Origin of the sequence: Kribbella catacumbae DSM 19601 (genome assembly GCF_000372465.1) — a bacterium.
Taxonomy (GTDB): Bacteria; Actinomycetota; Actinomycetes; order Propionibacteriales; family Kribbellaceae; genus Kribbella; species Kribbella catacumbae.
Window position 1 is genome coordinate 19,458 of record NZ_AQUZ01000053.1, and the last position, 25,094, is coordinate 44,551.

A 25,094-nucleotide genomic window follows, 5' to 3' on the forward strand; every position below is an offset into this window, starting at 1 on the left:
GTGCTTCGGAGGTTGTGATGGATGAGATTGAGCCTGGACCCGTTCCATCGCTGGGGGAACGGCGGTGGTTGCATGAGGCAAATGCGGAGGCAGCCATCTACTTCCGGCAGGAGTTGCTCGGGACAACCGCAGCGTGGCCAGCGGCGCTCCTCAGGGACTGGGGTGTCGATGAGGTTCTGGACCCTGCGTCTGGACAGCAGATCGGCTATGCGCCCGGCGGCGGAACGCGGGTGGTCGATCACCTGCAGGAGAAGGGGTTCGGGCGCGAAACGCTGATGCGGGCTGGGTTGATGAGTTGGACCGATGACGGCCGGGTGGTTGACCGGTATCGGGATCAGCTGGTCGTGGTTTCACGCGATCAGAGACTGGACCCGGTGGGGTTCATAGGTATCAGTCGCGACGGAAAGGCGCGGCCGATCACGCCGGCGACGCCGGTGCATCGTCCATCGGAAGCGCTCGTCGGAGTGCTGGAGCAGATCGATGCGCTCGAGGCAGGTGCGACGGTGGTTGTCGTCGATCATCCGCTGGATGCGATCGCGATCGAGCTGGCAGCCCGTCACTCGAGAGACAAGCGATACGTCGGAATTCCGCTGGTGGGGTCGGCGGTATCGGACGCGCAGGCACAGATATTGCGGCAGTACAGCGTCACCGACCGAGTGATCGTGACTGTGTTGCCAGATCTCGTAGCTGCTGAACGTGCAGTGCGTAACGCTCTCGATCTGACGTTCGTCTTCGACAACGTTCAGCTGCTTCAACGTCCGCCCGAACCGCTGCTCGCCAACCCTGGCCGACTGGAGGTGCTCGCTGACATCTATGTGGCCGAGCCAGTGAAGGGTCACCAGGCCAGTCCCCATGACAATGGCAACCAGCACTACTCCCTGGGTATCGAAGACCCGGGACTGGACCTGTGAGCCATGGAGGAATTCTTCCGGGCGCATGAGATTGCGTCAGCGTTCTACCGGCGGCAGTTGCGGGAAAGTCGCAAAAGCTGGGCAGCTCACCACCTTGTCGGTCGGCAGTTGGGTGCTGCGCTGGCCTCGGACAGCACGTGGTCTGTCGGCTTCGCACCCGACCGGTGGAGTCGGCTGGTCGAGCATCTTCGAGCGGCCGGCATCGACGACCAGACGATAGTGGAGGCCGGCCTGGCAAAGCCGACCCGTACAGGTTTTCTGGTGGATCGGTTCCGTGACCGCTTGACCTTTGTAGCCCACGACATCGATCTGAGGCCTGTTGGCTTCGTTGCCCGGGCACGCGCGGCGGAGCCGAAGTACCTCAACTCACCGAACACTCAGATCTATACGAAGGGCCGATCACTGGTCGGGCTCGATGCCCAGCAGGCGCGACTGGCTGGCGGCGCCGTCCCCGTGATGGTCGAAGGACCCACTGATGCGCTGGCTGTCAGCCTGCTGGGCAGCGAGTGGGCTGGCGCGTCAGCCTGCGGTACGGCGATCACACACCACCAAGCCGCCATCGTTAGACGGTGGACCACCGGCGACACCGTGATCATGATGCTTGACGCAGACCAGGCAGGGCGGCGGGGTGCTGTGCGTGGGCTTGATGCCCTGTCCAGGCACTTCAGTTCCGTGCTGGTCGCAGAGTTGCCGGACGGCCATGATCCGTCGTCGACGTTCTCCACGTCACCCAGCCTGTTGCGCGCAACTCTCGCGCACGCCAGGCCAGGTGCTGAGTTCGCGATAGACGTCGAGTTGGCCCGCTGGGCCAACGTTCTCGATCACGTAAGTGGTCAAGTGGAGGCGTTGCGATCGGTCGCTCCGTTGGTGGTGAGACTTCCCAACGATCGGATCGCCGGGCAGATCGGGCGACTTGCCCAGCGCCTTCGATTGGAGGAGCGGGTCGTGTCGCGGGAAGTGCTGGCCGCTGTCGGTCGACGTCCCAAGATCGGGGCTTCGCACGATGACCTGGACGCTGGCCCGGATCTGAATTCCAGGAGTCCTTGAATTCGTGATCCAGGTTCAGATCGACGTCCGCTGGCAGCAGATTGATGGCCATGGATGACGAACTGGAGGTACTCATCAGCGCAGCGGCTCAGGCGGCGTGGGACAAGGAACCTTCCCGTCGATTGGCGCACGCGATCGAGGAGCACATCGTTGTGCCGTTACCGCTCTGGCTGAAGACGAGCCTGGGACGAGACGAGGCCTCACAGCTTGCTCGGGTGATCGCCTGGGAGAGGTGTCATGAACTCGCGGTCAAGCCACCTCCGGGCGGCATCGTCTGGGGCTATCTGGCCAACCACGTCCGCTGGCGCCTGATCGATGCGGTACGGGCTGAGGTATTGCGTCGTCAGCGCCACCAAGCCATGCACGCTTTGCCGGATGTCGAGACTGAGGAACTGCCGATGCTCGGCGTCCATCTGGACCGAATCGTCGCAGAGTTGGAGCGGTACGGCTTGTCGCCGGTCGTGAGTCGAGAGCTGATGCGTGTAGCGGCAGACGGGCCTCCGTTCTACCGGTCCACCATCATCTCCCGGCTGCGCCTGAGTGGCGTAACGGAGACCCAAGCAGAAGCCCTTGCCTGGCTTCTCCGAGGCAGCCCGTCCAAGCCATCGGCTCTGGCCAGGCTTGCGGCCGGACAGCGCGATACGCAGGTGTTCACCGACCTCACTGTCCGCAACTGGCTGAAGGCGGCTGCCGGCCGTGACCTGCCGTTTTTCGGCCGTTGGATTAGCGAGCACCGCTGGCGCGACCTCGCTAGATCCGCCTGACGAAAAAGTTCCTGACCTCAACCGTTGAGCCCGGCATGACTGAAAAGCGCCCACACAACTGGCTCATCCGCTACTACCGCGCCCAGTTCGGGTTCTACCTGCGCCTGCTTGCTGGCCTGCGCCTTCTGCCGCCGCCTGTCGCGGCGGCCGGCCTGAGGTGGCTGCGGCGTACAGCTGTCCCCAAGAGAGGAATCTGACGTGAACCACCCCATCCGCCCACAGCTCGTGCTGCCCGTTGCCATCGTCCTCACCGTCGTCACGGTCGTTCTCGCGCTCGTCTTTAGCTCACCCGGCTGGGACGAGCCCGAGAAGACCGCGGCGCCGACGATCCTGCCGAGCGAGGGCGAAGAGTCCCCGACACGACTCGCGGCATGGACGCGGCCGGCAACGACCGATCCAGAGGCGATGGCGATCGGGTACGCCCGTGCGATCTGGACCTACGACACGAGCAAGCACAGCTTCGATGATTGGCAGGACGCCGTCAGCGTCTTCGCCGACCCAAGCGGCGAAGGCCCGCGCATCGCCCGTAGCCTGCTGCCGCTCTTCCCGGAGTGGCAGCAGCTCGAGCTGCACAACGCGAGGGCCTCGGCCGATCACATCACCGCGGAAATCACCCCGGAGATGACGAGACTTCAGCAGAGCGCTACGGCGCCCAAGGGCTGGACCGGCTTCGTCGTACATGGAAAGCAGACCGTCGTCCTCGACACCGAGACCGTCGTTGCGGATCGCCAAGCCGCAGTGGGCATCGTCTGTACGCCGATCTGCAAGTTCTGGTCAGCCACGGCACAGATCAACCCGTGATCAGCAAGCTCGCGGTGGCCGGTGCGCTACTGATCAGCGGCATCGGCCTGGTCGCACCGCTCGCGATCGCAGCCGGCGGTTCTGACCTTTGCATCGCCACACCGACGGACGCAGTACCAGAGGACTGCAAGACGCCGGCCGGTGCCGACACAGGGGGCGACACCGGCGGCGATGCAGGGAGCGACAGCGGCGGACTCCCCGGGTCAGCCGACGCCGTGGGCCGTGCGCATCGACTGGTTGGTGGCCACGGCTACTACCAGCTTTGCGCGCGGCTGGCCGCGAACATCTGGGGCCGCCCGCGGTCCGGCTACTACTCCGCCGCCGAGCAGTGGCGCCAGATGGTCGCGACCGGCAAAGCGCATCCGAACGATCGACAGTTCCCCGTCGGCGCGCTCGTCTTCTGGGCAACCGGCGGTCCGTACGGCCACATCGCCGTCTACATCGGCAACGGCCACATCGTCTCGAACGACATCAACGACCGATTCCCCGGCGAAGGCGGCGTCTACGACGTCGAGTTCGGCCTCATCGAGTCCCGTTGGGGTGCGACCTACCTCGGCTGGGCCCCTCCCATCTACTGAAGGACCTCTCGTGTTCATGTTTCCGCTCCAGGACCCTGGCATCAGCCCCAACGGCACCGGCCTGCCCGGGCTACCGGCACTGCGACAGATGGTCGGAGCCCTGCTGACCTTCAGCCTCGTCCTCTGCGTGGCGGCGTTCGTCATCTCGGCCGCTGCCTGGGCATTGGGAAGCTTCAACAGCAACGCCCACTATGCAGGCAAAGGAAAGACCGGCTGTCTAGTGGCGGCCGGCGCCGCGGTTCTGATCGGCTCGGCCAACGCGCTCATCCGCTTTTTCAGCAACGTCAACCTCGGCTGATCCCGATGGCATGGTCGGATTGTCTTCTCAACCCGGTGACCTGCGTCGTTGACCACGGTACCGATGCGGCCACGAACTCAGCCTGGGACTCGTTCCTGCGCTGGACTGCCCGGGGCTTGACCGACATCACCACCTTCGTCTTCAACGCGTTCAGCTCGAGTACTTCGCCCCGCTTCGATCAGCAGTGGTGGAACGACAACCTCGGCCTGATGGTTACCATCTCCCTGCCGCTGCTCGTAGGGCTCTTCGCGCTGCAATGCGTCTCCGCAGCCATACGCCGTGAGCCCGGCCGTCTCGGTCACGCCCTCATAGGCGCATTGATAGGTACCGTCGGCGTGCCCTTCGCAGTCGCGATCGTGGCTGCGAGCGGCAAGGCCGTCGACGAGATCTCTCTGGCAATTCTCGGGAATCAGGCGACCGCGGACGGACTCAAGCGGATGGTCGATCTCGGCAGCCTGCTGTCGGTGGGGACTCTCGGTGGATTCCTGCTGGTGGCTGTGTTCCTTGGCTTGATCGCGATCATCTCCCTGTACGTCGTGATGCTGCTGCGCGAGGTCGCGATCGTTGCCTTCGTCGTGTTCGCGCCTCTCGCGCTGGCCAGTTGGACTTGGTCCGCGAGCAGGCACTGGTTGCGCCGCTGGATCGAGGTCGTCGGCGCATTGGTTTTCTCGAAGGTTGCGATGGCGGTGGTGTTCGCGCTGGGGATCTCAGCTACGGGCAATGCCAGCCCGACTGGAGAGGCAAGCATCGGGACGTTCTTGGCGGGCGTTCTCCTTCTCGCGATGGCTGCCTTGGCTCCGTTCGCGACGTTCACCTTTATCCACTGGGCCGGTGATCACGGCCAAGCGGCTGGCCATGCCATTCAACAGGGATTGGCCGGAGCTTCTGCGGCGAAGGATCAGGTCGACCAAGCTCGGCAGTTTGGTGCTGATCATTTCGGCGGCTCGGGCGAAGGCAGCGCAGGTCCGATTGTCGGAGAGGACGGCGGCCAGGACACTGATGGGCCGAGCGCTACCGGCTGGACCGAAGACTCGACGGGTGCTGAGGCCTCGAACCACTCAGGTGACGAGTCTGGTGTCAGCGGGGGCGATCCACTTCAGCCCGGCGCCGGACCTGACGTTGGGTCGGACGGTGCGTCGACGGGCTCCGGTCCGGGTAGCCCGGCCGTCTCACCTGCGCCACCGGCGGCCGACACCGGCGACGCTCCGACGGCCATCGCTACCTCGACCAGCGAGGTGTCTGTCAACACCTCGGATGGTCCAGGCGTCTCGGCAGATCACGACGCCGATGGGGGAAACCGCTGATGTCCACGCTATCGACCCGGTTTCCACGGCCGGAGCGCAATGCGGTCCTCCTCGGGCTGAGGCCGATCCAGGTCGCCCTCTTAGCGGCCTGTGTAGTCACGACCACGCTCGTAGTCGTCGCTCAGACAACCTTGACGATGAAAGCGATCGGGTTGAGCAGCGCGGGCTTGTTCGTGGCAGCCGCGTTCTCCCGGGCGGAAGGATTGCCAATGCATCGATGGCTGGTACTACGAGCCGCCCACCTCTGGCGACCTCGCTCGTACCGGGCTCAGGTGATGCAACCCCGCCAGCATGAGCAGCTCGATTTGCCTGGCGAGAAGATGCGACTGCTGAGCTGGAATTCGTCGATCGGGATCATCCACGACCAGCGAAGACGCAGGCTCATTGCCGTGGCGCGAATCGAGGGGCCGGCGCATCTCCTGCAGAACTCCGACGAGCAGGAACGGCGCGTAACGGCGTACGGACGGATGATCGCGGGCCTCTGCCAGGGCAATCGGATCGCCCGAGCCCAGATCCTCGAGCGCACGCTCCCGGATCCGGGCGACGAGGTGGGCGCGTGGGCCAAGAAGAGGAACGTCGATCCAACGACACCAGCGGGTGCGATCTACACCGAGTTGCTGAACAGAGCAGCACCTGCCGCCGCGAGGCACGAGACGCTGTTCGCCTTCGCTGTGAATCTCGACGCGGTATCGCGCGAGGTCCGCAAGCACGGCGGCGGGATCACGGGCGCAGTCGCAGTACTGGAGTCTGAGGCAAGGGCGTTCCAGACCTCGCTTTCGTCAGCGGGAGTCATTGGTTCCTGGCTGGCCGCGGACGACTTGGCGATGAGTCTGCGACTCGCGTTCGACCCGGCGATGGTACGGGGTTCGAAGGTGCTCGAGGGTGCCGAGGCCGGGCCGTTGGCCATTGACGCCGACTGGGATCTCCTCCGGACAGACTCGTCGTTCCACCGGGTCTACGTCATCTCGGAGTGGCCGCGGGTGCGGACCACACCGTCCTTTCTCAGTCCGCTGCTGCTGAAGCCGGGTATCCGACGTACGTTCACGCTGGTTTTGCAGCCGATCCCGATGGCAAAGGCCTTGCGCGATGCCCGACGGCATCAGGTCGAGCGGATCACCGACCGGGCCACCCGGAAGAGGATCGGTCAACTGGAGACCGAGGAGGACCGCCAACAAGACGCGGACGTCGCGCAACGCGAACGCGACCTGGCCGCCGGCCACGGCGACGTCCGCTGGCTCGGCCTCGTGGTCGTCTCTGCAGACGACGAGGAGAAGCTCGACGACGCCTGCATGGAGATCGAGATCGCAGCAACCCAGGCGCTGCTGGACCTTCGCCGCCTCGTCGGTCAGCAGGCCGACGGCTTTCTGGCGGGCGCTCTACCGTTCGGGATTGGACTCTGATGGACCTGCTGGTCGATGCTCACCGTGCGACAACCCGGATCGCCCAGGTTGCCTACCCGTTCCTGGCAGAAGGTGGTTTAGGGGCCGACGGCACCTATATCGGCTCCGATGTCTTCAGTGGCGGATCGTTCGTGTATGACCCCTGGGTTCTCTATCAGAGCCGGGTCATCACCAATCCGAACGTCCTGCTGGCCGGTGTCATCGGCAGTGGCAAGTCGTCAACGGCCAAGGCTCTGATCACCAGGTCGATCGCTCTCGGCCACAAGGCCTACATTCCTTGCGATCCGAAGGGGGAGTGGACTTCGGTGACCGAGGCAATGGGCGGTACGGCGATCAAACTGGGCCCCGGCCTGCCGGCTCGACTGAATCCCCTCGACTCTGGCCGACGCCCAGACGCCGTGGCTAGCGACGAATGGGACCGGATCGTCTGGTCTCGGCGCCGCGCGCTACTGGGCACACTGGCAGAGTCCACGCTCGGCCGCCCGCTCGCTGCCATCGAACACACTGCGCTGGACCTCGCCCTGGAGACGGTCTGTGCGCAGGTGCCGACTCCGACGATCCCAGACGTGGTTGTCGCCCTGTTCAAACCGGACGACCGCTGGGCCGAACGAGTCGGCTTGAACGCGAGCAGCCTGACGACCGACGGGCGGGAGGTCGCGCACGCGATCAGACGTCTTGTTCACGGAGATCTGTCCGGGATGTTCGACGGGCCGTCGACGACCGAGTTCGACCCGGCCGCGCCGATGGTCTCCCTGGACTCGTCCTGGATCGGCAGCGGCGGCAACGACCAGGCACTCCGCCTCACCTTGGCCTGCGCGTCATCGTGGCTGGAGGCGGCCGTCGCTGACCCTGCGGGCGGGAACCGCTACATCGTGTACGACGAAGGCTGGCGTGTGATGCGTGATCCCGCCTTGCTCCGCCGGATGCAGGAGCAGTGGAAGCTCTCTCGAGCCTGGGGGATCTCCAACGTCCTCATCGTCCATCGCCTGTCCGACCTGGCAGCTGTCGGGGACCTGGGATCAGAAGCGAGAGCTCTGGCAGAAGGCCTGCTCGCAGACTGCTCGACGCGGATCATGCTCCGTCAAGAGTCGGACCAACTCGCCCGAACGGCGAACCTCCTCGGCCTCACCGACGTAGAGATCGCGACGATTGCCAAGCTCCCCAAGGGCCGGGCCCTCTGGCGCCTGCCGAACCGATCATTCGTCGTCCAACTGGTACGCCATGTCCGTGAGGTCGAACTCTTCGACACCGATGGGCGGATGTAGGCATGCGACGACCACGAAACAGCCCGCCGATCGACACATCCGACATGGTGATCGCAGTTGCAGCGGTCGTAGTGGCTTGTACAGGGATGTTGCATCTAGCTGGCGGCTTGGGCTGCCTGCTGACGACCGGCCGATGGGTCGAAACGGCGTGGACTGACGCGTTCGGCGTTCTGCTTCACCCTGGCAACCCGGCAGTCGCCTTTGGGCTGAAGCGAGATGAGCTGCAACCTACGACGTACTGGGCCGTTCTGGGTGTGCTGATCGGTGGGCCATCAGCTTGTGGCGCGCTGGTCGGTCAACTGATCCTGCGGCGCAGAGCAGGTGCAGCTAGCCGAGGACGTGCGCTTGCGACTCGTCCCGGGCTAGCGAGCAAGGCCGACATCGAGGCGTCAGTTGGCCGCCGACAGGTGGTACGCCGTGGACGCGCGGCGCGGCCGCTTGCACCAAGCAACTCGCCAGCTGAGGTCGGCACCCAACTCGGACACTCCCGGGGCAGCGAATGCTGGGCGTCGGTCGAGGATTCAGTGATCGTCGTTGGCCCGCCACGTTCGGGCAAAGGCCTGCATCAGATCATCGGCGCCATCATCGATGCACCCGGCGCTGTCGTGACGACGTCCACCCGACCGGACAACCTCGTGGCCACCCTCGGGTTGCGCCACAAGATCGGACCAGTCGCGGTCTTCGACCCCCAAGGCCTATCCAACGCAGAGGGAATCCGCTGGTCACCGGTCCGCGGCTGCGAGAACCCCACTACGGCGATGGTGCGGGCCACCGGGCTCGCCGCCGGCGCCGGCTTCGCCAAAGGCGGCGTCTCGGACGGCGCCTTCTGGCACGGACAGACCGAGATGGCCCTCCGCGGACTCCTCCATGCTGCCGCGATCGATGACGCCGGCATTGGCCAGCTCTACCGCTGGGGCCTCGAGCCGGCCTCAGCCATCGAAGCTGTCAGCATCCTGAACCAGTCATCGTTGGCAGCCGAGGGCTGGGGCGACACTCTGGACGGCATCGTCCGGATGGAGAGCAGGACTCGCGACGCGATCTGGGCTGGCGTCCGTTCCGCTCTCTCCGCGCTAGCTGACCCTGCCGTCCGTAAGGCGTTCGACCCGCCACCGGGGGAGGGCCTCGATCCGGCCACCTTCATCCAGGAGAAGGGCACCATCTACCTTCTCGGTACGGGTGCCGGTGCCAGCGCAACGTCGTCCTTTATCGCAGCGCTGCTTGAAGACATCACCGAATCAGCCCGTCAGTTGGCTGCCAAGAACCCTGGTGGCCGGCTGGAGCCACCTATGTCTCTGGTGCTCGACGAGATCGCCAACCTCTGCGCCGTACCGTCCCTGCCTTCTCTCATGGCAGACGGCGGAGGCTCCGGCATCTCCACGCTGGTCGTCATCCAGTCTCTTGCCCAGGCACGCGACCGTTGGGGTGAACAGGCGGCAGCGGCGATGTGGGACGCCGCCACCCTCCGCCTCATCCTCGGCGGCTCCGCCCAGACGCGCGACCTCCAGGACCTCAGCGCCGTCTGCGGCGAGCGGGACGAAGAGCTACGCAACTGGAGCCGCGGCGCCGACGGAGCCCGCACGATCTCAACCAGCACCCGCCGGATCCCAATTCTCCCGCCTGACGTCATCCGCACCCTGCCCTTCGGCGCCGGCGTACTACTCGCCCGCACAGCCCCACCGATCCTCCTGAAGATGACCCCATGGACGGATCGCGCAGATGCCGAACAGATCCGCGAAAGCATCTTCGAAACCACATGACCGACGACCTGACCCGGGCATTAGGCCTGATCCCACCCAATGATCCGTACGTCGTCTGCTGGCGCGACATGGACGCCGCCGACATGCGCGACGAACTGGACCGCCTGGCCACCTGGGTCGACTGGGCAACTGAGCGCTACCGCCTTGACCACAAGGTCATCCCACCCTGCTGGTCCAACCACGGTGCCCTGGTCGAAGAACTCTCCGCCCTACGCACCTTCTGGGAAGCCTGCTACCTAGAGGATTCGGCCCCGTCGGACCCAATGAGCTTCCACCGCGACCTAACCCTTGCCATCCGCCGCCTCAGAGACTGGAGCTCCATGCTCGGCTGCTCCAGAACCGCTCATCGACCTGAACAGCCTGCTTGAGGGTCCAAGATCACCTGGTGGCGCCGCGAACTCAGGGCTGCACGCGCGGCTCTTGGCCAGAGCTTAGGTCGTGAGACCCATTCTTCTGGCGAGTTGCCGGACCGGTGGTGTCGAACGCTTGCCTCTGTGGAGGAGGTCCAGGACGAGTTGTCGGGCCATTGGCCGGTTGTGCACGTGGGCCGGCGCGAGCCGTTCGGCAGTGAGGAGAGCATCGAGGGCTGCGTCGTCTCGGTGGGCCATGGCGAGGCTTCGGGCGCGGCAGGTCCAGTAGTGGGTTCGGCGTTCGGTGGAGCCGATGGCGTCGATGGGGACCTGGTCGGAGAGGCCGAGTGCATCGGTCGGTCGGCCGAGCTCGACGGCGGTCTCGAGGGCGTGGAGAGCGACGTTGGGTGCGTTGAATTGGGTTTGCCAGGTGTTGCCGGAGGCAGGAGCCACACGCGCGGCCTCGGCGAGGTGGACCTGTACGTCGGCTTCGGCCCAGAGGCGGGAGCTCGTCACGGCGGCGCGTAGATGCATTGCGCCCCAGAGTGCAGTCAGCTCGGCGTCTTTTCCGACGTGTTCTTCGAGTCGGTCGATGCCCTCGATTGCTGCTGAGCGGGCCGAGCGGAGGGCTTCGCCGCCGGAATGCAGCCAGACTCCGCACAGGTCCCAGGTGGCTGCCGCCAGGGGAGCGGGGTTGCCGAGGGCTTCGGCGGTGCGGACCTCGAGCTCTACCGCGGTCCAGGCGAGGTCGTGGTGGCCGGTCAGGTCAGAGGTGACGCGGGTGATGTGGCAGACCCTGACGAATAGGGCAGCGAGCTCGTCATGTGCGGGACCATCGCTGGCGCGCAGTGCAGCTGACACGTCGTCGACCAAGGCAGGCATGATGCCGCCGAGAGCGGCGAAGTTGGCGGCCTGGCGTAGGTCTTCGGCTGCGATCACCTCGGTCCGAAGCTCGGCGAGCGAGCGTGGAGCGCGTGCGGAGTCGCGGTAGCTGGGCATGAGGGCACGTTGGAGTGCAAGCCTGAGCGCGGGGATGCCGTTGTGGCCGGAGTCGAGGTCGGGGGTGCCGTGCCGGTAGGGCTGGCCGGTGAGTTCGGGCATTTCGACGCCGAGTACGTCGGCGACGCGGTCAAGGACGCTGAAGCGATCGAGCGGGATTGCGCCTCGCTCAGCCTGGCTCACCCAGCTGACGGAGTATCCCAGCGCGTCGGCCAGTTGGCGCTGTGTCCAGCCTTTGCGCTTGCGTGCGCGGGCTACCCGTTGCCCGGCGGTCGTGCTCGTCATCGTGTCTGCCTCTCCAGCTTCCGGCTAGCGCATCACAGTGGAAAGTCTCTCACCGACTGTCCCCGGCCGCGGCAAAGTCGCAAAAACTCTGCGAGTGCGAGGGCTGTCAAGAGGGCCAAAATTGTTACACAGAGCAATCCACGTCGCGGGGCTACAGCGGGAGCAAGGAGCTGATCATGGTGCGGGTGGTTTCACCGGTTGAGGGTGGCAGCGGCTGATGCCCGCGGTAGGGCCTCGCCATCCATTAGCCGCGCTACGCGCGCGGGCGGGGCTGTCTGCGCTGGCGTACCTCGGACGTGTCGACGAGGAGCACCGCGACCTTGGCTACGGGCCGATGGCGCTCCGGCGCGAGAAGGTGACTCGTTGGGAGTCGGGCAGTGTGGTCCCGGACGCGGCGGCTCAGCACGCGATGAGTCAACTGCACGGCGTACCGCACAGCGTGGTGAAGCAGTTGGGCTGGCCTGGATGGTTGCTGCAGGCCTTCCCGGACGACCACGCCGTCCTCCACAGTCCGTGGACCCCGGCGGGTACGGTGGTTTCAACCGCCGCTTCCGCGCAGGGAGGATCGATGGACCGTCGTGGATTCCTGATCGCAGCCGGTGCGACGCTTTCGTCGCTGGGTGCTGAGTGGGCCGGTGCGCTTGCGGACCCGCTGTCGGCTGGGGCCACCTCGGGCAGGCGTCAGGTGACAACGGCGATGATCACGCGGCTCGAAATGCGGCTCGACGATCTCCGGCATTTGGACGATGTGCTTGGCGGAGGCGAGGTGCGGCCGCTAGCGGTTGCGGAGTTCAACCTCCTCAGCCAACTGGCCGGCGACACGGTCTACGACGCGGCGACGGGGCGTCGACTGTTCGCGACTCTGGCCGAGGCGGCCCGGATCTGCGGATGGCTTCACTTCGATGCCGGCCGCCATGCGGCTGCGCAGTCGTACTACATCTCCGCGTTGCGTGCATCAGCGACTGCGGGGGATCGTGCCAGTGGAGCGAACGTGCTCGCGTTCATGGCGATCCAGACGTATTCGGTGGGCAATCCGCAAGACGCGGTCAACCTGGTCCGCACCGCTCAGGAGCAGGCACGCTCGGCGACGCCCCTCGTTCGGTCGATGCTGCACATGCGTGCTGGGCGAGCACTGTCGAAGATCGGCGATCGAATAGGCTCCGCCAGGGAACTTGAGGCGGCTCGCCAAACGTATGCCGCGGGCTCCCACGACGATGACCCACAGTGGGCGTACTGGATGTCGGCAGCAGAGATCGAGATGATCGCCGCGTCGTCCGCGCTCGAGCTGGACGATCCGCGGCAGGCGCTGATTAGTTTCGCCACAGCGCGCGATAGTTCGTACGCCGCTGATGGCTATGCGCGAGACAATGCGCTGTACCTCGTCAGAGCCGCCGACGCCCACCTGCGACTCGGCGACGTCGACGCTGCTTGTTCGGCGGCCACCCATGCAGTTGACCAGAGCGACGGTGTCGACTCTGCTCGTCCGTCGGGTGCGTTGAGCGACTTTCGGCTGAGTCTCGCGCCCTACCGCGCGTCTCGGTCCGCGCAGGAGTTCCTCGCTCGCACCGGATAGGCGTCCCCACACCTTACGTATGAGCCGCGCATGCCACCCTGGATGCGTGGCCTCCTTGCGTCGCGCCTCCTTTTCCTTGCCTGCAGCAAGCAACTTTCCAAGCTTCAGAGTGCCTTATGTGCAACAAATCCAGGGAGAGGCAACATCGACGCAACGTCGATCGTAGGACGCAACAGCGAGGCAACGTCTGATCCCTGGCCGATAGGGTTCCTGGTCCGCTTTGGTAGTTGAGCATCACCACGGAGGCGGGTTGCCAACCTCATCCTTCCCGCCTCCGTGGATCCACCCGACCGACCATGGGGAGAAGCTCGTGACCGGCTATTGGCTTGTGGCCTCAGCCCACACCGCCGTCCAGTACGGCCTGATCGTCCTCGCAGCGTTCATGTACGGCGGAATCGTGCGCGACATCAATCAGGAGCTGCGGGACCTGTGATGTCGACCTTCGCGTCACATGAGTCGCGGGACCACGTGCAGGTTTGGTTCGGCGATTTCCCGATCGCCAGCTACAGCGCCGAGCCGGCGCTCGCCGCACGGCACGCCGGGGCTATGAGGCGCCGCTTTCCTACCCTGCGGGTCACCCACGAGCAGATCACAGCCCACCAGGATCCCTCCACGACCGTGGAAAGGCCCACCTGAACCAGCGGGACCGGGCCCTTCAGCCGGGCAGGTGCAACCTCCAATCCCACCTGCCCAGCCCCGGTCCCGCTGCCTGAGTCCTCGTCCGTGAGACCGCGTCATTTCCTCTGTGGGTTTCACGGACGAGGACTCTCCTCAAACCGGTGGGCGGGCGGGCCAGAAGTGGTGGCGCGCTCGCCCACCGTTCCAGCCGCAAACTTCGCGGGCCTCAACACTGGGGCCGCGCAATCGAAAGGATCAGTACGTGCCGGATTCGGACGCAGGCCTCGTGGACGTCGTCCCCGAGATCCACGACCACTACACCGACCGCCACATCGAAGCTGACCGGCTGGTGATGACCCTCAAGGGTCGCTTGGAACTCCAGCGGCTCCAGGACCTGCTTACCGAGCACCTGCCTACCGCGCCGGCGCAGATCGCCGACATCGGCGGTGGTCCGGGAACCCATGCCGCTTGGCTCACCAAGCTCGGTCACGACGTCGTGCTCCTCGACCCGGTAGAGCGACACATCGACCAGGCCAAGGCCGCCGGGATCAACGCAGTCATCGGAGATGCACGGCAGTTGCCATGGAACAACGAAAGCAAGGACGTTGTCTTGATGGCCGGCCCGATGTATCACCTCACCGAGCCTTCGGAACGACGTGTCGCAGTCAGGGAGGCGGCCCGGGTCCTGCGGCCTGGCGGCGTTCTCGCGGTCGTCGCGATCAACCGGAACGCCAACCTCATCGGCTCGACTCTGGCCAACACGCTGCAGAAGCGGCGTGAGGTCGTCGAGGACATCCTGAACGATGGCTTCAGTGTCGAGAACGAGCGGATGGCCCAGACGACGTACCACACGGTCGCGCAACTGCGGAGTGAGCTGGCCCCGTTCGTCGACCGAGTCAGGATCTCCGGGCTGACCGGCCCAGGCGGCTGGTTGACCGTTGTTATCGACGCGCATTTCAAGGATTTGCCGCTGCCGGAAACGATCGGAGATCCGGATCCGCTGCAGACCGCATTGGCCTGCTCGCGACTGGCTGACAAGCAGCCCCATCTTGTGCACGCGAGCTCTTTGCTCCTCGCAATCGGCAAGCGTGCCTGACTTCCGGGCTCGATCAGAGAGGCATCGCAGAGCCCGACTGCGGCGCCTGACTAGCTCCTTCCAGGCCCGGCGCGCGACTTCATCAGGGCGCGCCGGTCCTGCACCGTAGCCACCGGAAGATCTGCCAGACTCATGACGATTGGCTCTTCACGGGTTGGAGGCGCGGATGTTGCAGGCCCCGGTCGTTGTCGAGCAGTTTCCACTGGGCCGATCAGCCCAGGGGTGGCCAGGACCGTGCGATGCGGGAGATCTTTCTCAGCGATGCCGGCCACAGTCTGGCTCGTTACTGGCAGGAGTCCACGTTTGGCTTCCTCGACCTGCAGACTGGCGGCGTGGTCACGCCGATCCAGTCCATCGGGCTGCCACACGACACGTACTACGACGCGAACGGTGACCTGCAAAGTCATCGGACGAGGGACGAAACGATCGCGCGGGCCATCGTCACGCTGCCCGGCTATCTGCCGAATCCCGGGCCGAAGATCGTCTTCATGTTCGACAACCCGTCGCCGGCCGGTGCGGGCGGGTCGACGTTGGGTCGTAGGCCATCCTGGACTTTGCGGCAGCCACTCCTACATGGCTCACGAGCTCGGTCACACGCTCGGTTTCGAGCATTCGTACGGGTTCGGCGTCGTGTACGGCGACCCATATATTGCGTGACGAGCGCAATGACGTTCGGTGGATCCGATCCGGCCCACCCGCGGACCCGGCCCGTGGACTCAGCGGTTCCGCTGACCGTGTTTCCGTCCGACATGAGGTTCTGGGACCGGTTCGGGCCGATGCCCTCGGCGGCGTGCCTGTACCGCACGCTGCCGGAGTTCGCGGCGTCTTCGTACGTCCGGAAGGTCAACTTCGACGAGACCGTGACCGTCCGCGCGCTGAGCGATGCCGGGCCGGGCGACGTCGTCCTGCTGGTGCTCGAGCTGAACGGCCGCCACTGGATGGCGGAGCTCCGGGTCCCCACGAACTGGGACGCCGGACTCGGCGGAACGGACGGGCCGGGCGCGGCACTCGTGCTGCACGGGCTACTTCCGGTTGGCGGTGACGCTGCGCAGATTCGGGTCGACTACCAGGGACGGATCGCGGTCGGCTCGGTTCCGATCACCTCGCCCATCGACGTCATACCGGCGTACCGGCTTCCGAACGGGGCCCAACCGGATGTGCGGCTGGTGCTGGAGAGTTTCGACCCAACTCGAACACGGCCCGGGTGAAGTTCACCCACCGCGCCCGGCCGGTGATCCGTGCGGCCGAGCGGCTGAGACCGGCCAGCGTGATCCAGGCCGGCTTGGGTGCCGGCCTGCACAAGAACTTCGAGGCCTGCATCCTCGACGGCGACGAGCTGTGGCACTGGTGGCAGGACAACTCGGTTCCCTGGCGGCCGTGGAACCGCGGCCAGCAGATCGCCAACGGCGCCGCGTATCCGGGCACGATCATCCAGTCGGACTTCGGGTCAGGTGACTACGGGAACTTCGAGGTCGTCGTCCCGATCCGGACGGACAGCGGGCGCATCCGCCTGCGGCACTACGCACACGACAACAGCATCGCCGAGAGCCCTTGGCTGGCAGGTGCCTGGATCACCGGCCCCGAGGACGACGTCGCCGGCTCGGCTGCGCTGATCCAGGCCGACCACGGTGATCCTGACGAGCACGGGAACTTCGAGGTGGTCGTCGCGCTGCGCCAACCGGGCGGCCTGTCGCGGCTGCGTCACTACTGGCGCGACCACAACACCGACGGCTTCCCGTGGCGGCAGGCCAACTGGGTAACGCCCGCAGACCAGGTGATCGTCGGCAGCCCGGCACTCATCCAGTCCGACTTCCAAACGGGCGGGCACGGCCATTTCGAGGTTGTTGTGCCGATCATGACGCCGATCGACCGGGTAGGACTGCGCCACTTCTGGGGCGATCTCAGCCAGGGCACGCTGAGCTGCTTCCCGCAGCAGGCCGCCGCCGAGGATCTACTCCGTGGGTTCGGGGACGTCGTCGGTAGCCCCTCGCTGATCCAGCCCGACTTCGGCTCGACCGGGCACGGGAACCTCGAACTGGTCGTGCCGGTCCGGCTCCCAACGGCGCAACCCAACTCCGGCACGTCTGGATCGACAAGGCCGGTCCGAATCCGCACGTGTGGAACTTCGGAGGGTACGTCACCGAGTCGTGCCGCGGAACCGCGACGCTGTTCCGCAGTACCTACGGGACCCACGATCACCGGAACTTCGAGGTCGTCGTGCAGGAGGACCGCGGCGCCCTCGCCCACTACCAGCATCCGAACGACAACGTGAACTATCCGTGGGTGCGGGCAGCCACCTTCGACGCCCTCGACGACGTCCCGCGCATCGAGCCGCCGGCCGAGCGGATCGCCCAGCTGACGGGCGAGCACGACCGCGCTGGCTGGGACGGCACCCCACCGGCGCCGTTCGCGCTCAACCGAACGGAACACCACGCCGGAATCGTCGGCACTGACCTCGGCGTCTCGTTCGAGCACGGTGGTCGAACATATGTACCCTTAAGTTCAGTCGGTACTTGTCGGCTCTGAGCAGGGTGTCTGCGTTGTGGACGGTGTAGTCGACGCAGGGAGCCGCGTCTCCGATGCGGTGGAACGGAGTGGAACGTAATGTTTCGTAGGGAGTTCGGCGAGTGCGAGCGGGGTGGGAGCTGATGGTGTCAGGTTCGGAATCGGTGGGTGAGTTCGTTGACGAGAATCGGCGGCGGCTTAGTCGGGAGGAGACCGTTGAGCTGCTCTCGCGCCCGCTGGTGGGCGTCTTCTCGTCGCTGAGTGAGGCCGGCTGGATTCATTCGGTTCCGGTGCATTTCCTCCATGTTGAGGACGAGATCCGAGTTCTCGTTGGCGCGGACGCGGTGAAGACTGTCGGCGGCGCTCGAAAACTGAACACTTTCGGCGGTGAAAAGTGAGCACTCGACGATGGGAGAGTGATCACTTTGGAGGACTGGGCGCTGATCAGGAGGTTGGCTGCTGAGGGGGTGCCGAAGGCACAGATCGCGCAGCGGCTGGGGATCTCGCGGACGACGGTGATCAAGGCGGTGAACTCGGATGCGCCGCCGAGGTATGAGCGCAGGCCGGCACCGACGTCGTTCACGGTGTTCGAGCCGCGGGTGCGGGAGTTGCTGGAGCAGACGCCTGACATGCCGGCGACGGTGCTGGCCGAGCGGGTCGGGTGGACCGGGTCGATCCGGTGGTTCCGTGAGAACGTGGCGCGGTTGCGGCCGACGCATCGCCCGATCGATCCGGCCGACCGGATCGTGTGGGCGGCTGGTGATGCGGCGCAGTGTGATTTGTGGTTTCCGCCGCGGAAGATCCCGTTGGAAGACGGCAGCGCGAAGTTGCTGCCGGTGTTGGTGATCACGGCCGCGTATTCGAGGTTCGTGACGGCGCGGATGATCCCGACCCGCAAGACCGAGGACCTGCTGCTGGGGACATGGGAGCTGATCCGGCAACTGGGGCGGGTCCCGCGCCGGCTGATCTGGGACAACGAACCCGGCATCGGCCGCGGCCAACGCCGCGCGGAGGGCGTGGGATCGTTCATGGGCACGCTGGCCACCAAACTGGTGCTGCTGCCACCCCGAGACCCCGAATCCAAGGGCATCGTGGAGCGCCGCAACGGCTGGTTCGAGACCTCGTTCATGCCCGGCCGGACGTTCGCCTCACCGGCAGACTTCAACACCCAGTTCACCGACTGGCTCACACGGGCCAACGCACGAGTGGTCCGCACGATCAAGGCCGCACCGATGGACCTGGTCGACACGGATCGGGCCGCGATGCTGGCGTTGCCGCCGATCCCATTGCATCTGGGCTGGCGCAACAAGATCCGGCTGGGCCGCGACTACTACGTCCGCCTCGACACCAACGACTACTCCGTCGACCCCACTGTGATCGGCCGGATGGTCGACGTCGCCGCAGACCTGGAACGAGTGCGGGTCCGCGCAGACGGCCGCATCGTGGCCGAGCACTGCCGGGTCTGGGCCAGAGGAACCACCATCACCGACCCCGCCCACGTCCAGACAGCCGCCTGGCTACGCAAACAGTTCCAGCAACCCCGCGCCGTCGTCGCCGGTGATGATCTGGCCCGGGATCTCAGCGACTACGACCGCGCATTCGGGCTCACCGCCGAGGAAGGAATCAGCTGATGGCCACCACCAAAACCACGAAGCCCACCGCGACCACGGAGGCGGTCAAGCAGATCACCTATCTGGCCGCCGCGCTGAAAGCACCCCGGATCACCGAGGCCGCAACCCGGCTGGCCGACCAAGCCCGAGATGCCGGCTGGACCCACGAGGACTACCTTGCCGCAGTCCTCGAGCGCGAAGTCAGTGCCCGCAACTCATCCGGCGCCCGACTCAGGATCCGTGCCGCCGGGTTCGGTGCCGTCAAAACCCTCGAGGACTTCGACTTCGATGCCCAACCAGCAGCACGCCAACAGATCGCCGCACTCGCATCCGGCGGGTTCCTCACCGAGGCCCGCAACGTCGTACTCCTCGGACCACCCGGCACCGGCAAAACCCACCTGGCCACCGCCCTGGGAGTCGTCTCCGCCCGACACGGACACCGAGTCCTGTTCGCGACCGCGACCGACTGGGTCACCCGCCTCACCGACGCCCACCGCGCCGGCAAGCTCCCCAACGAGCTCGCCAGGCTGCGCCGCTACGGGCTGATCATCGTCGACGAGGTCGGCTACCTCCCGTTCGAGCAAGACGCCGCGAACCTGTTCTTCCAGCTCGTGTCATCCCGCTACGAACACGCCTCCCTGATCCTCACCAGCAACCTGCCGTTCTCCGGCTGGGGCGGTGTCTTCGGAGACCAAGCCGTCGCCGCCGCCATGATCGACCGCATCGTCCACCACGCCGACGTCCTCACCCTCAAAGGCGCCAGCTACCGACTCCGCGGACGCGGCATCGACAGCCTCCCCAGCATCCGCACCACCACCGACCAAACACAGTCCTAGACTGCCAACAACCGCACACTTTTCAACCGCCGAAACCGACCAACTTTCAAGCGCCGTCGACAAAGACCCGCAACGTCGCACGGACCGGGCAGGCGACATTGTGCGTCGAGGTCACGGAAGGTTCTGTCCGTAGTTTCGTCAGCGTGTCGGGATCGGTCACAGTGCGCCAACCTCCGCTGATGGAAGACCTGGTCGCATTGGACCAGCGCTATTCGCGTACCGATTTCGCGTCGGGATGGGACGAAGCCGCCTTTGCTACCGCGGCGATGTTGTCGCTGCAAGCTCAACGATGGATCGCCTGGGCCGATTGGGGCTGATTCCCGGGGTTCAGCACATGCGCCTATCATCAAGGCGAGAACCGCTTGGCTGCCGCGACATCGCGGTCGCAGGTTTCGTCAGTAGACCGCGCCCGCGATCCGGTCCAGCAGGTTGGAAGGCGGTTCTAGCCGGACCCTAGATGCCAACCCAACCAAACTCCACAAAGCGGTACTAAAACTGGTGATCGCAACGAGGATCAGAGGATCGTTGACGACCTCCTCGGCTAAACCACGTCGACCGTCCGGATGCCGCTGAGGAGCTCAATCCGCTCCAGCTCTGCCCGACCGACTAGCCTCAGGACATCCTCGGCTGTCGGCAGAGGCGTGCGCGGGAAGCCCGATGCCTGCAGCCAGCGAGTACGCGTAGACAACCCCAATAGTCCGCTTTTGGTCGGGAGCCGACGCGACGGTGGCGCCAGCACCGGTACACCCGGCTCCAGATGAACCACACCGGTCGGCAACTCGATGTCTCCAGCCGGTGGCAAAGTCGCCACCAGCCATTCCCCACTGGGCAGCTTCAGATGCGCTGGCCATGGACCGGGGCGCAGCTGTTCGAACAGCCTCAATCCTTCGGCGCCGCTGACACGCGGCACTCGCCAGAACGATACTCGTTCCCCGGACGTGATCAGCAGGTTCGGAGGGGTCTCCGGCCAGGTCGCGGCGACCTGGTGGAGGTCTGTCGTCCAACCAGATTCGGCGGCGAGGTGCTCACCTGGGGCGTCGCAGAGCAAATCACCGCATGAGCAGATCCAGCGGCCGAAGGCGTCATGCCTGGCCGGTGCGCGCACGAGCGTGTACGCCGGTCTGACAGCGATACCGGCTGTGGCATACGCCAGCGCGGCCTCGAGCAACGTGTTGCGCGGTCGAAACATCGAGTGACACCTCCTGGAGCCTCCATCATGGCCTACCCGTGCCCCGCGGAGACTAATGCCTCGCTTGGCCAGGCCGTCGCTGCGTGGGGGTACGGCAATCGTGGGTGCCGCGCTCCCGACTTCGATAGAGAAGGGGGCTTGGAAAGACGACTACCAGAGATCGTTGACTGCAACTCCAGTTCGTCCTCTGAGACTCATCAGGCGCCGCTGCATGCCTACCGCTCACCGGGGGATCTGATCTCGGACAGTTGAGGGTCCATCTCCGGCTCGGCGGAAGTGCGGCTGGAGCCAGCGACCTCGCTGGTCATCGTGCTGAGGCGCTGGTAGTGGGTGGATTGGGCGAAGGCGGTTGCTGGCGGTTTGTCGCCCAGGAAGGCTCGGCTCGTGACGCCGTAGCGCTCTCGATAGGCGGCGACTTCGACAAGTTGTTCTCGTGAGATCGGTCGGTGCCATGCCGGCTTCTCCGCCGCGGCCTTGTCCGCCAGCCAGGCGGCGCGTTGGGCGATTTGGGCCTCGAGTTCGCGGAGTGGGGCGATGAGGGTTGGGTCGGAGACGTGTTCGGCCGGCGTGATGAGGCCGGCGATGAGGGGCGGGCAGTGGCCGGTACGGCGTGCTGCTCTGGAGGTCAGCCGTTCGACCCGGGCATGTAGTACAGCGGCGATGTCGGTGGCGTTGTTCAGGGATGACTGTTGGACGGCTCGGTGGAGTACCTGGGTGACGTCAAGGCAGGCGGTCTCGGCGCGGCGGAGGGCACTGATCAGAGGGCCGTATACCGACGAGGCTATGAGCCCGGTCAAGTCGGCACTGTCTAGGCCGCTGGTGGAGATGGCCGGGGCGAAGCGGTTACGGGCGTCCAGTTGGCAGAGGTGTTCGTGGATCGGAACCAGGCGATCGAGGCGAGTGGCGTTGTCCAGTTCCTGGCGCATGACCTCGTGGGCGGAGAGCTCGACTCCTGGGTTTTCGAGGATGGCCTCGAGGATGTCTTGCATGGTCTGTTCGGGATGTGGTTCGTGGAGTTCGATGGTCGATCGATGGGTCGCTACGTAGGCGCGATTGCTGTCGCGACCGCGGGTCATGCCGACGTACAGGAGGGCGCGGGTGAGCTGATCGGTGACGAGGAGATGGGCGGTGTCGACGGTTGCCCCTTGGGCTCGGTGGGCGGTTGTGGCGTACGCGAGCTCGACGGATTCCTGGACGTAGGCCGCTGGGAGGGTTACCTGATTCTGGTTCGCGTTCTCGACCGTGAGTGAGCCGTCTTTCCAGCGATGAACGACCGTCCACTCGTCGCCGTTCTGGACGAACCCGTCTGGTCCATAGCGCAGCCGGCGGTTGTTGAGGCGGGTGACGATGCGGTCGCCGATGCCGACATGGTTGGTGTTATGCAGGACGATTCCGTCCGGTTCGACCTCGCCGGCGATGATCCGATCGAGCCGGGCCCGGGCATTGAGCCGGGCGACAGCGGAGTTGTCGGCGGCGATGAGGAGGCTGGACTTGCCTGCTGCGATGTCGGCCTTCCAGGCGCGGTACGCCGCGCTTTCCATGTCATCCGTCGAGCCCGCATCGAGTCGGTTCTGTTCGTCGTAAAGATCGATGACGTCAGGCGAACCTGCTCGCAGTGCCAGACTCGCCTCTCGTTCCCAGGCGTTGCTGAATCGCCAGACGTCACTGAGTTCGGCGGCCTCGGTGTCGCGTGCGATCAGGCGGAACGCCCCGCCGGTGTCGGCCGCACTCAGTTGGGCATCATCGCCGACAAGCAGGATTTTCGCTCCGGCAGAGTTCGCGTCTCGCGCTAGAGTCGCGAGTTCCATGGTGCCGGCCATCGAGGCCTCGTCGACGATGACCAGTTGGCCAGAACGGAACTTCCAGCGATCCTGCTCGGCGCGCAGCGCGGCGAGGAGTTCTGATAGCCGGTGCTCTCGCCGTCGACGGCCTGCTTGACGAGCTTCCTGTACTGCGAACGCGGTCTGCTGGATGCGATCACGACGTTCCTCGGCGCCCAGTCCCGCCGACTCGTAGATCCATTTGGCGATGTTCTCGGCCGGTGAACCGATCGCGTCGGACAGCACCGCTGACGCGGCCGAGGAAGGTGCGAGAGCGATGACCGACCCTTCGCCATGTGCAGCTTCCCAGCTGGTCGTCATTGCCGACAACAGGCTGGTCTTTCCCGTACCGGCAGGACCGATCAGCGCTTCGACCTTCTGACCGCTGGTAGCGATCCGAAGAAGCGCCGCCGCCTTGTCCGAGCTCAACCCCCGAGCCGCCGGTGCAGGGATCGTCGGGCCGGAGGCATCGCAGGCAAGGTCCAGTAGGAGAGACTCTGCTCCGAGGATCACCGGTGAGGTGAAGATCTGGCCGTTGTGAATCGTGAACACGCTCGCGCCGTCGGCCCTGGTCACAGGCACCGTGACGACCTCTGGCGCCGTCAAACTGATCGACTGCTTCTCGGCACCTTCGACAATCGACTCCAGTACTGCGAAGCGCTCGGTCGACGACACCAGCCGAATCAGGCGCGTCTGCCGTGCGGCTTCTGCCAGCAGATTCCAGCGGGTCCAGGTGGCCCGCTTGGTCTGCAACGTGATGACGGTCGCGGCGGCGTACGCCTCGATCGTCTGCGGGCTGAGATCAGCTGCCGACATCGGTCGATCGCCGGCTTGGTCGAGCGACTGTTGAATCGACTCGAGCGCCTCTCGGCCGACCATCATGTCTGCCCTTCGCCGCCAGTCCCGCATGAGCGATTCGAGGGGTCGCGCCAGATGCTTTGGTGGACGATTCATGAGGGTCGCGCGTTGTCGCAGTACGTACATTTCGTTCCGACCAGGTGGCAGCAGACCGTCACTGCGCTTGGCCAGGAGCGCAGCGAGATTCGATTCGATCTGCTTGGTTCTGGCCGAGAACTCCTCGATCAACTTGTCGGGAACGATGCTCATCTCGAAGGCCGGATTGCGGCGTTTCCCGCGTGGTCGTAGCTCCCAATCGACGCCCAAGCGCCGACTCAGGTTGTCGGCCAGGAAAACATTGTGGATCTCCGACATGGCAACCACCGAGCGGAGCAGCACTCGCCCGTCGATGGCCCGCCATAGACCGTCAGTCCCCTGGACTCGGTTGGCGACGACGACATGGGTGTGCAGCTGTGGATCACCCGAACGCGTGTCCCAGTGATCGAATGCGGCGCCAATGAGCCCGCGGGTCTCGATCTGCGCCATGCCCTGATCTGCGGTGCGGGTCAGGATCGCGTGCTGCTCGAGCAGGCCGAGTACGTCGGCGACTGCCTCGTGATGGGCGAGGGTGATCTGTTCCTGGATGCCGACATCAGCTGTTGCCCAGAGCGCCGAAACTGACTTGACCGGAGAGAACGTCAGATCAAAACCGGCCACTGCCTGCTTGCTCTTCTGACGCATGACTGAGGCCCTGATCCGGTCGATTGCTGCGCGTCTCTCGATGTCATCCAGGCCCGAATCCAGTGCATCGATCTGAGCCTGGATCCGCACCGAAGGACTCTCGAAAACCCGGTGGGGACGACCGAGCGTCTGCCCCGTGACCGGGTCCTCAGCCCGACCGAACAATGCGGCCATCTGACTCTCGGTCACCCGCGAGCCGGAGGCTAGCCCGCCATTCCCCAGACCGGCCAGGCCCGTGCCAGTCCAACGGCCAGGTGGGTAACCCGAAGCGTTGTAGTACGCCGTTAGGGGCGTGGTCAGGTGCCGATCGACGTCGCCGGAGGCGACGTGCCGGAGAAGGTACTTGTATCCGTCCCCGGCAGTCAGGCGGTGGATGGTCAGCATGATTCGGTCCGCCCGATGGCTCGCCGAAGAGAGTCGTTGGTTCGCTCGAGTTCTGCCACTTGGTGCCTGAGTTGCTCGATCTCGGCGAGCAGTACCGCAGTACGGCCGGGCGGTTTCCGGCGGCTG

25 protein-coding genes are annotated in these 25,094 nt (G+C 65.5%); 22 read left to right on the plus strand and 3 right to left on the minus strand.

Features of this window, described 5'->3' with window-relative positions; translation table 11 throughout:
- Positions 1-17 precede the first annotated feature (17 nt).
- The 12 genes from A3ES_RS0136190 to A3ES_RS49620 all read left to right on the plus strand — a co-directional run bounded on the left by A3ES_RS0136190 (position 18) and on the right by A3ES_RS49620 (position 10,493).
- Positions 18-911 (plus strand): hypothetical protein, encoded by an 894-nt coding sequence (locus A3ES_RS0136190; protein ID WP_020391729.1) that lies wholly within the window; start codon positions 18-20, stop codon positions 909-911.
- 3 nt (positions 912-914) lie between these two features.
- Positions 915-1,958, plus strand: coding sequence for a toprim domain-containing protein (locus A3ES_RS0136195; RefSeq protein WP_020391730.1), 1,044 nt, complete (start codon positions 915-917; stop codon positions 1,956-1,958).
- A 50-nt stretch (positions 1,959-2,008) separates the two neighbouring features.
- Complete coding sequence (locus A3ES_RS0136200; RefSeq protein WP_020391731.1) at positions 2,009-2,722, plus strand: hypothetical protein; 714 nt, start codon at positions 2,009-2,011, stop codon at positions 2,720-2,722.
- Between the two features lie 35 nt (positions 2,723-2,757).
- A complete protein-coding gene (locus A3ES_RS54560; RefSeq protein ID WP_020391732.1) occupies positions 2,758-2,919 on the plus strand; it encodes a hypothetical protein in 162 nt (53 codons plus the stop codon).
- Position 2,920: 1 nt separating this feature from the next.
- Positions 2,921-3,523 (plus strand): hypothetical protein, encoded by a 603-nt coding sequence (locus A3ES_RS0136210; protein ID WP_020391733.1) that lies wholly within the window; start codon positions 2,921-2,923, stop codon positions 3,521-3,523.
- Positions 3,520-4,101 (plus strand): C40 family peptidase, encoded by a 582-nt coding sequence (locus A3ES_RS51850; protein ID WP_020391734.1) that lies wholly within the window; start codon positions 3,520-3,522, stop codon positions 4,099-4,101. Before A3ES_RS0136210 ends, A3ES_RS51850 begins: the two co-directional genes overlap by 4 nt.
- Positions 4,102-4,117: 16 nt before the next feature.
- A complete protein-coding gene (locus A3ES_RS0136220) occupies positions 4,118-4,399 on the plus strand; it encodes a DUF6112 family protein (protein ID WP_040456355.1) in 282 nt (93 codons plus the stop codon).
- Between the two features lie 5 nt (positions 4,400-4,404).
- On the plus strand, positions 4,405-5,703 hold the full coding sequence (locus A3ES_RS0136225; protein ID WP_157630930.1) for a TrbL/VirB6 family protein: 1,299 nt from the start codon (positions 4,405-4,407) through the stop codon (positions 5,701-5,703).
- Complete coding sequence (locus A3ES_RS53575; protein ID WP_085955601.1) at positions 5,703-7,103, plus strand: SCO6880 family protein; 1,401 nt, start codon at positions 5,703-5,705, stop codon at positions 7,101-7,103. The genes A3ES_RS0136225 and A3ES_RS53575 overlap by 1 nt, the downstream gene beginning before the upstream one ends.
- Positions 7,103-8,368 (plus strand): hypothetical protein, encoded by a 1,266-nt coding sequence (locus A3ES_RS49615; RefSeq protein ID WP_020391738.1) that lies wholly within the window; start codon positions 7,103-7,105, stop codon positions 8,366-8,368. The genes A3ES_RS53575 and A3ES_RS49615 overlap by 1 nt, the downstream gene beginning before the upstream one ends.
- Before the next feature lie 524 nt (positions 8,369-8,892).
- A complete protein-coding gene (locus tag A3ES_RS0136240) occupies positions 8,893-10,125 on the plus strand; it encodes a type IV secretory system conjugative DNA transfer family protein (RefSeq protein WP_020391739.1) in 1,233 nt (410 codons plus the stop codon).
- A complete protein-coding gene (locus tag A3ES_RS49620; protein ID WP_020391740.1) occupies positions 10,122-10,493 on the plus strand; it encodes a hypothetical protein in 372 nt (123 codons plus the stop codon). Before A3ES_RS0136240 ends, A3ES_RS49620 begins: the two co-directional genes overlap by 4 nt.
- Before the next feature lie 63 nt (positions 10,494-10,556).
- Here the strand turns inward: A3ES_RS49620 and A3ES_RS49625 are convergent, their stop codons facing one another.
- The gene (locus A3ES_RS49625) at positions 10,557-11,759 is read right to left on the minus strand and encodes a helix-turn-helix domain-containing protein (protein WP_020391741.1); all 1,203 of its coding nucleotides are present in this window, start codon (positions 11,757-11,759) and stop codon (positions 10,557-10,559) included.
- 217 nt (positions 11,760-11,976) lie between these two features.
- Here A3ES_RS49625 and A3ES_RS0136255 point away from each other — a divergent pair, with 217 nt between their 5' ends.
- The 10 genes from A3ES_RS0136255 (at position 11,977) to A3ES_RS54570 (ending at position 20,314) form a co-directional block, all read left to right on the plus strand.
- Positions 11,977-13,332 (plus strand): NsdA family TPR-like regulatory protein, encoded by a 1,356-nt coding sequence (locus tag A3ES_RS0136255; RefSeq protein WP_157630931.1) that lies wholly within the window; start codon positions 11,977-11,979, stop codon positions 13,330-13,332.
- A gap of 250 nt (positions 13,333-13,582) precedes the next feature.
- A complete protein-coding gene (locus tag A3ES_RS54565) occupies positions 13,583-13,765 on the plus strand; it encodes a hypothetical protein (RefSeq protein WP_020391743.1) in 183 nt (60 codons plus the stop codon).
- A gap of 447 nt (positions 13,766-14,212) precedes the next feature.
- Entirely contained in the window at positions 14,213-15,046 is an 834-nt protein-coding gene (locus A3ES_RS0136270) for a class I SAM-dependent methyltransferase (protein ID WP_020391745.1), read from the plus strand.
- Between the two features lie 239 nt (positions 15,047-15,285).
- Positions 15,286-16,254, plus strand: a complete 969-nt coding sequence (locus A3ES_RS0136275; protein WP_020391746.1) for a hypothetical protein — start codon at positions 15,286-15,288, stop codon at positions 16,252-16,254.
- Positions 16,251-17,318, plus strand: a complete 1,068-nt coding sequence (locus tag A3ES_RS0136280) for a hypothetical protein (protein WP_026163532.1) — start codon at positions 16,251-16,253, stop codon at positions 17,316-17,318. Before A3ES_RS0136275 ends, A3ES_RS0136280 begins: the two co-directional genes overlap by 4 nt.
- Before the next feature lie 11 nt (positions 17,319-17,329).
- Positions 17,330-17,572 carry a hypothetical protein gene (locus A3ES_RS0136285; RefSeq protein WP_157630932.1) on the plus strand — a complete coding sequence of 81 codons (243 nt, stop codon included), beginning with the start codon at positions 17,330-17,332 and terminating at the stop codon, positions 17,570-17,572.
- Between the two features lie 143 nt (positions 17,573-17,715).
- Positions 17,716-17,949, plus strand: a complete 234-nt coding sequence (locus tag A3ES_RS0136290; protein WP_157630933.1) for a hypothetical protein — start codon at positions 17,716-17,718, stop codon at positions 17,947-17,949.
- An 18-nt stretch (positions 17,950-17,967) separates the two neighbouring features.
- Positions 17,968-19,182, plus strand: a complete 1,215-nt coding sequence (gene istA / locus A3ES_RS0136295; protein ID WP_020391749.1) for an IS21 family transposase — start codon at positions 17,968-17,970, stop codon at positions 19,180-19,182.
- Positions 19,182-19,997, plus strand: coding sequence for an IS21-like element helper ATPase IstB (istB, locus tag A3ES_RS0136300; RefSeq protein ID WP_020391750.1), 816 nt, complete (start codon positions 19,182-19,184; stop codon positions 19,995-19,997). Before istA ends, istB begins: the two co-directional genes overlap by 1 nt.
- 179 nt (positions 19,998-20,176) lie before the next feature.
- Positions 20,177-20,314, plus strand: coding sequence for a hypothetical protein (locus A3ES_RS54570; protein ID WP_157630934.1), 138 nt, complete (start codon positions 20,177-20,179; stop codon positions 20,312-20,314).
- 224 nt (positions 20,315-20,538) lie between these two features.
- Here A3ES_RS54570 and A3ES_RS0136310 read toward each other — a convergent pair whose 3' ends face one another.
- Together A3ES_RS0136310 and mobF are read right to left on the minus strand one after the other, a co-directional pair.
- The gene (locus tag A3ES_RS0136310) at positions 20,539-21,186 is read right to left on the minus strand and encodes a hypothetical protein (RefSeq protein WP_020391751.1); all 648 of its coding nucleotides are present in this window, start codon (positions 21,184-21,186) and stop codon (positions 20,539-20,541) included.
- Between the two features lie 215 nt (positions 21,187-21,401).
- Positions 21,402-24,968, minus strand: coding sequence for a MobF family relaxase (mobF, locus tag A3ES_RS51855; RefSeq protein WP_020391752.1), 3,567 nt, complete (start codon positions 24,966-24,968; stop codon positions 21,402-21,404).
- Between the last annotated feature and the right edge of the window lie 126 nt (positions 24,969-25,094).

Excerpts from the sequence above, each read along its gene's own strand:
- A3ES_RS0136190 (WP_020391729.1), top strand. The coding sequence starts at position 18 with ATGGATGAGATTGAGCCTGGACCCGTTCCATCGCTGGGGGAACGGCGG.
- A3ES_RS0136225 (WP_157630930.1), top strand. The coding sequence starts at position 4,405 with ATGGCATGGTCGGATTGTCTTCTCAACCCGGTGACCTGCGTCGTTGAC.
- A3ES_RS0136275 (WP_020391746.1), top strand. The coding sequence starts at position 15,286 with ATGCGGGAGATCTTTCTCAGCGATGCCGGCCACAGTCTGGCTCGTTAC.
- A3ES_RS53575 (WP_085955601.1), top strand. The coding sequence starts at position 5,703 with ATGTCCACGCTATCGACCCGGTTTCCACGGCCGGAGCGCAATGCGGTC.
- A3ES_RS0136255 (WP_157630931.1), top strand. The coding sequence starts at position 11,977 with ATGCCCGCGGTAGGGCCTCGCCATCCATTAGCCGCGCTACGCGCGCGG.
- A3ES_RS49625 (WP_020391741.1), bottom strand. The coding sequence starts at position 11,759 with ATGACGAGCACGACCGCCGGGCAACGGGTAGCCCGCGCACGCAAGCGC.
- A3ES_RS0136200 (WP_020391731.1), top strand. The coding sequence starts at position 2,009 with ATGGATGACGAACTGGAGGTACTCATCAGCGCAGCGGCTCAGGCGGCG.
- A3ES_RS0136195 (WP_020391730.1), top strand. The coding sequence starts at position 915 with ATGGAGGAATTCTTCCGGGCGCATGAGATTGCGTCAGCGTTCTACCGG.
- A3ES_RS54560 (WP_020391732.1), top strand. The coding sequence starts at position 2,758 with ATGACTGAAAAGCGCCCACACAACTGGCTCATCCGCTACTACCGCGCC.
- mobF (WP_020391752.1), bottom strand. The coding sequence starts at position 24,968 with ATGCTGACCATCCACCGCCTGACTGCCGGGGACGGATACAAGTACCTT.
- A3ES_RS49620 (WP_020391740.1), top strand. The coding sequence starts at position 10,122 with ATGACCGACGACCTGACCCGGGCATTAGGCCTGATCCCACCCAATGAT.
- istB (WP_020391750.1), top strand. The coding sequence starts at position 19,182 with ATGGCCACCACCAAAACCACGAAGCCCACCGCGACCACGGAGGCGGTC.
- A3ES_RS0136220 (WP_040456355.1), top strand. The coding sequence starts at position 4,118 with ATGTTTCCGCTCCAGGACCCTGGCATCAGCCCCAACGGCACCGGCCTG.
- A3ES_RS54570 (WP_157630934.1), top strand. The coding sequence starts at position 20,177 with ATGGAAGACCTGGTCGCATTGGACCAGCGCTATTCGCGTACCGATTTC.
- A3ES_RS49615 (WP_020391738.1), top strand. The coding sequence starts at position 7,103 with ATGGACCTGCTGGTCGATGCTCACCGTGCGACAACCCGGATCGCCCAG.
- A3ES_RS0136310 (WP_020391751.1), bottom strand. The coding sequence starts at position 21,186 with ATGTTTCGACCGCGCAACACGTTGCTCGAGGCCGCGCTGGCGTATGCC.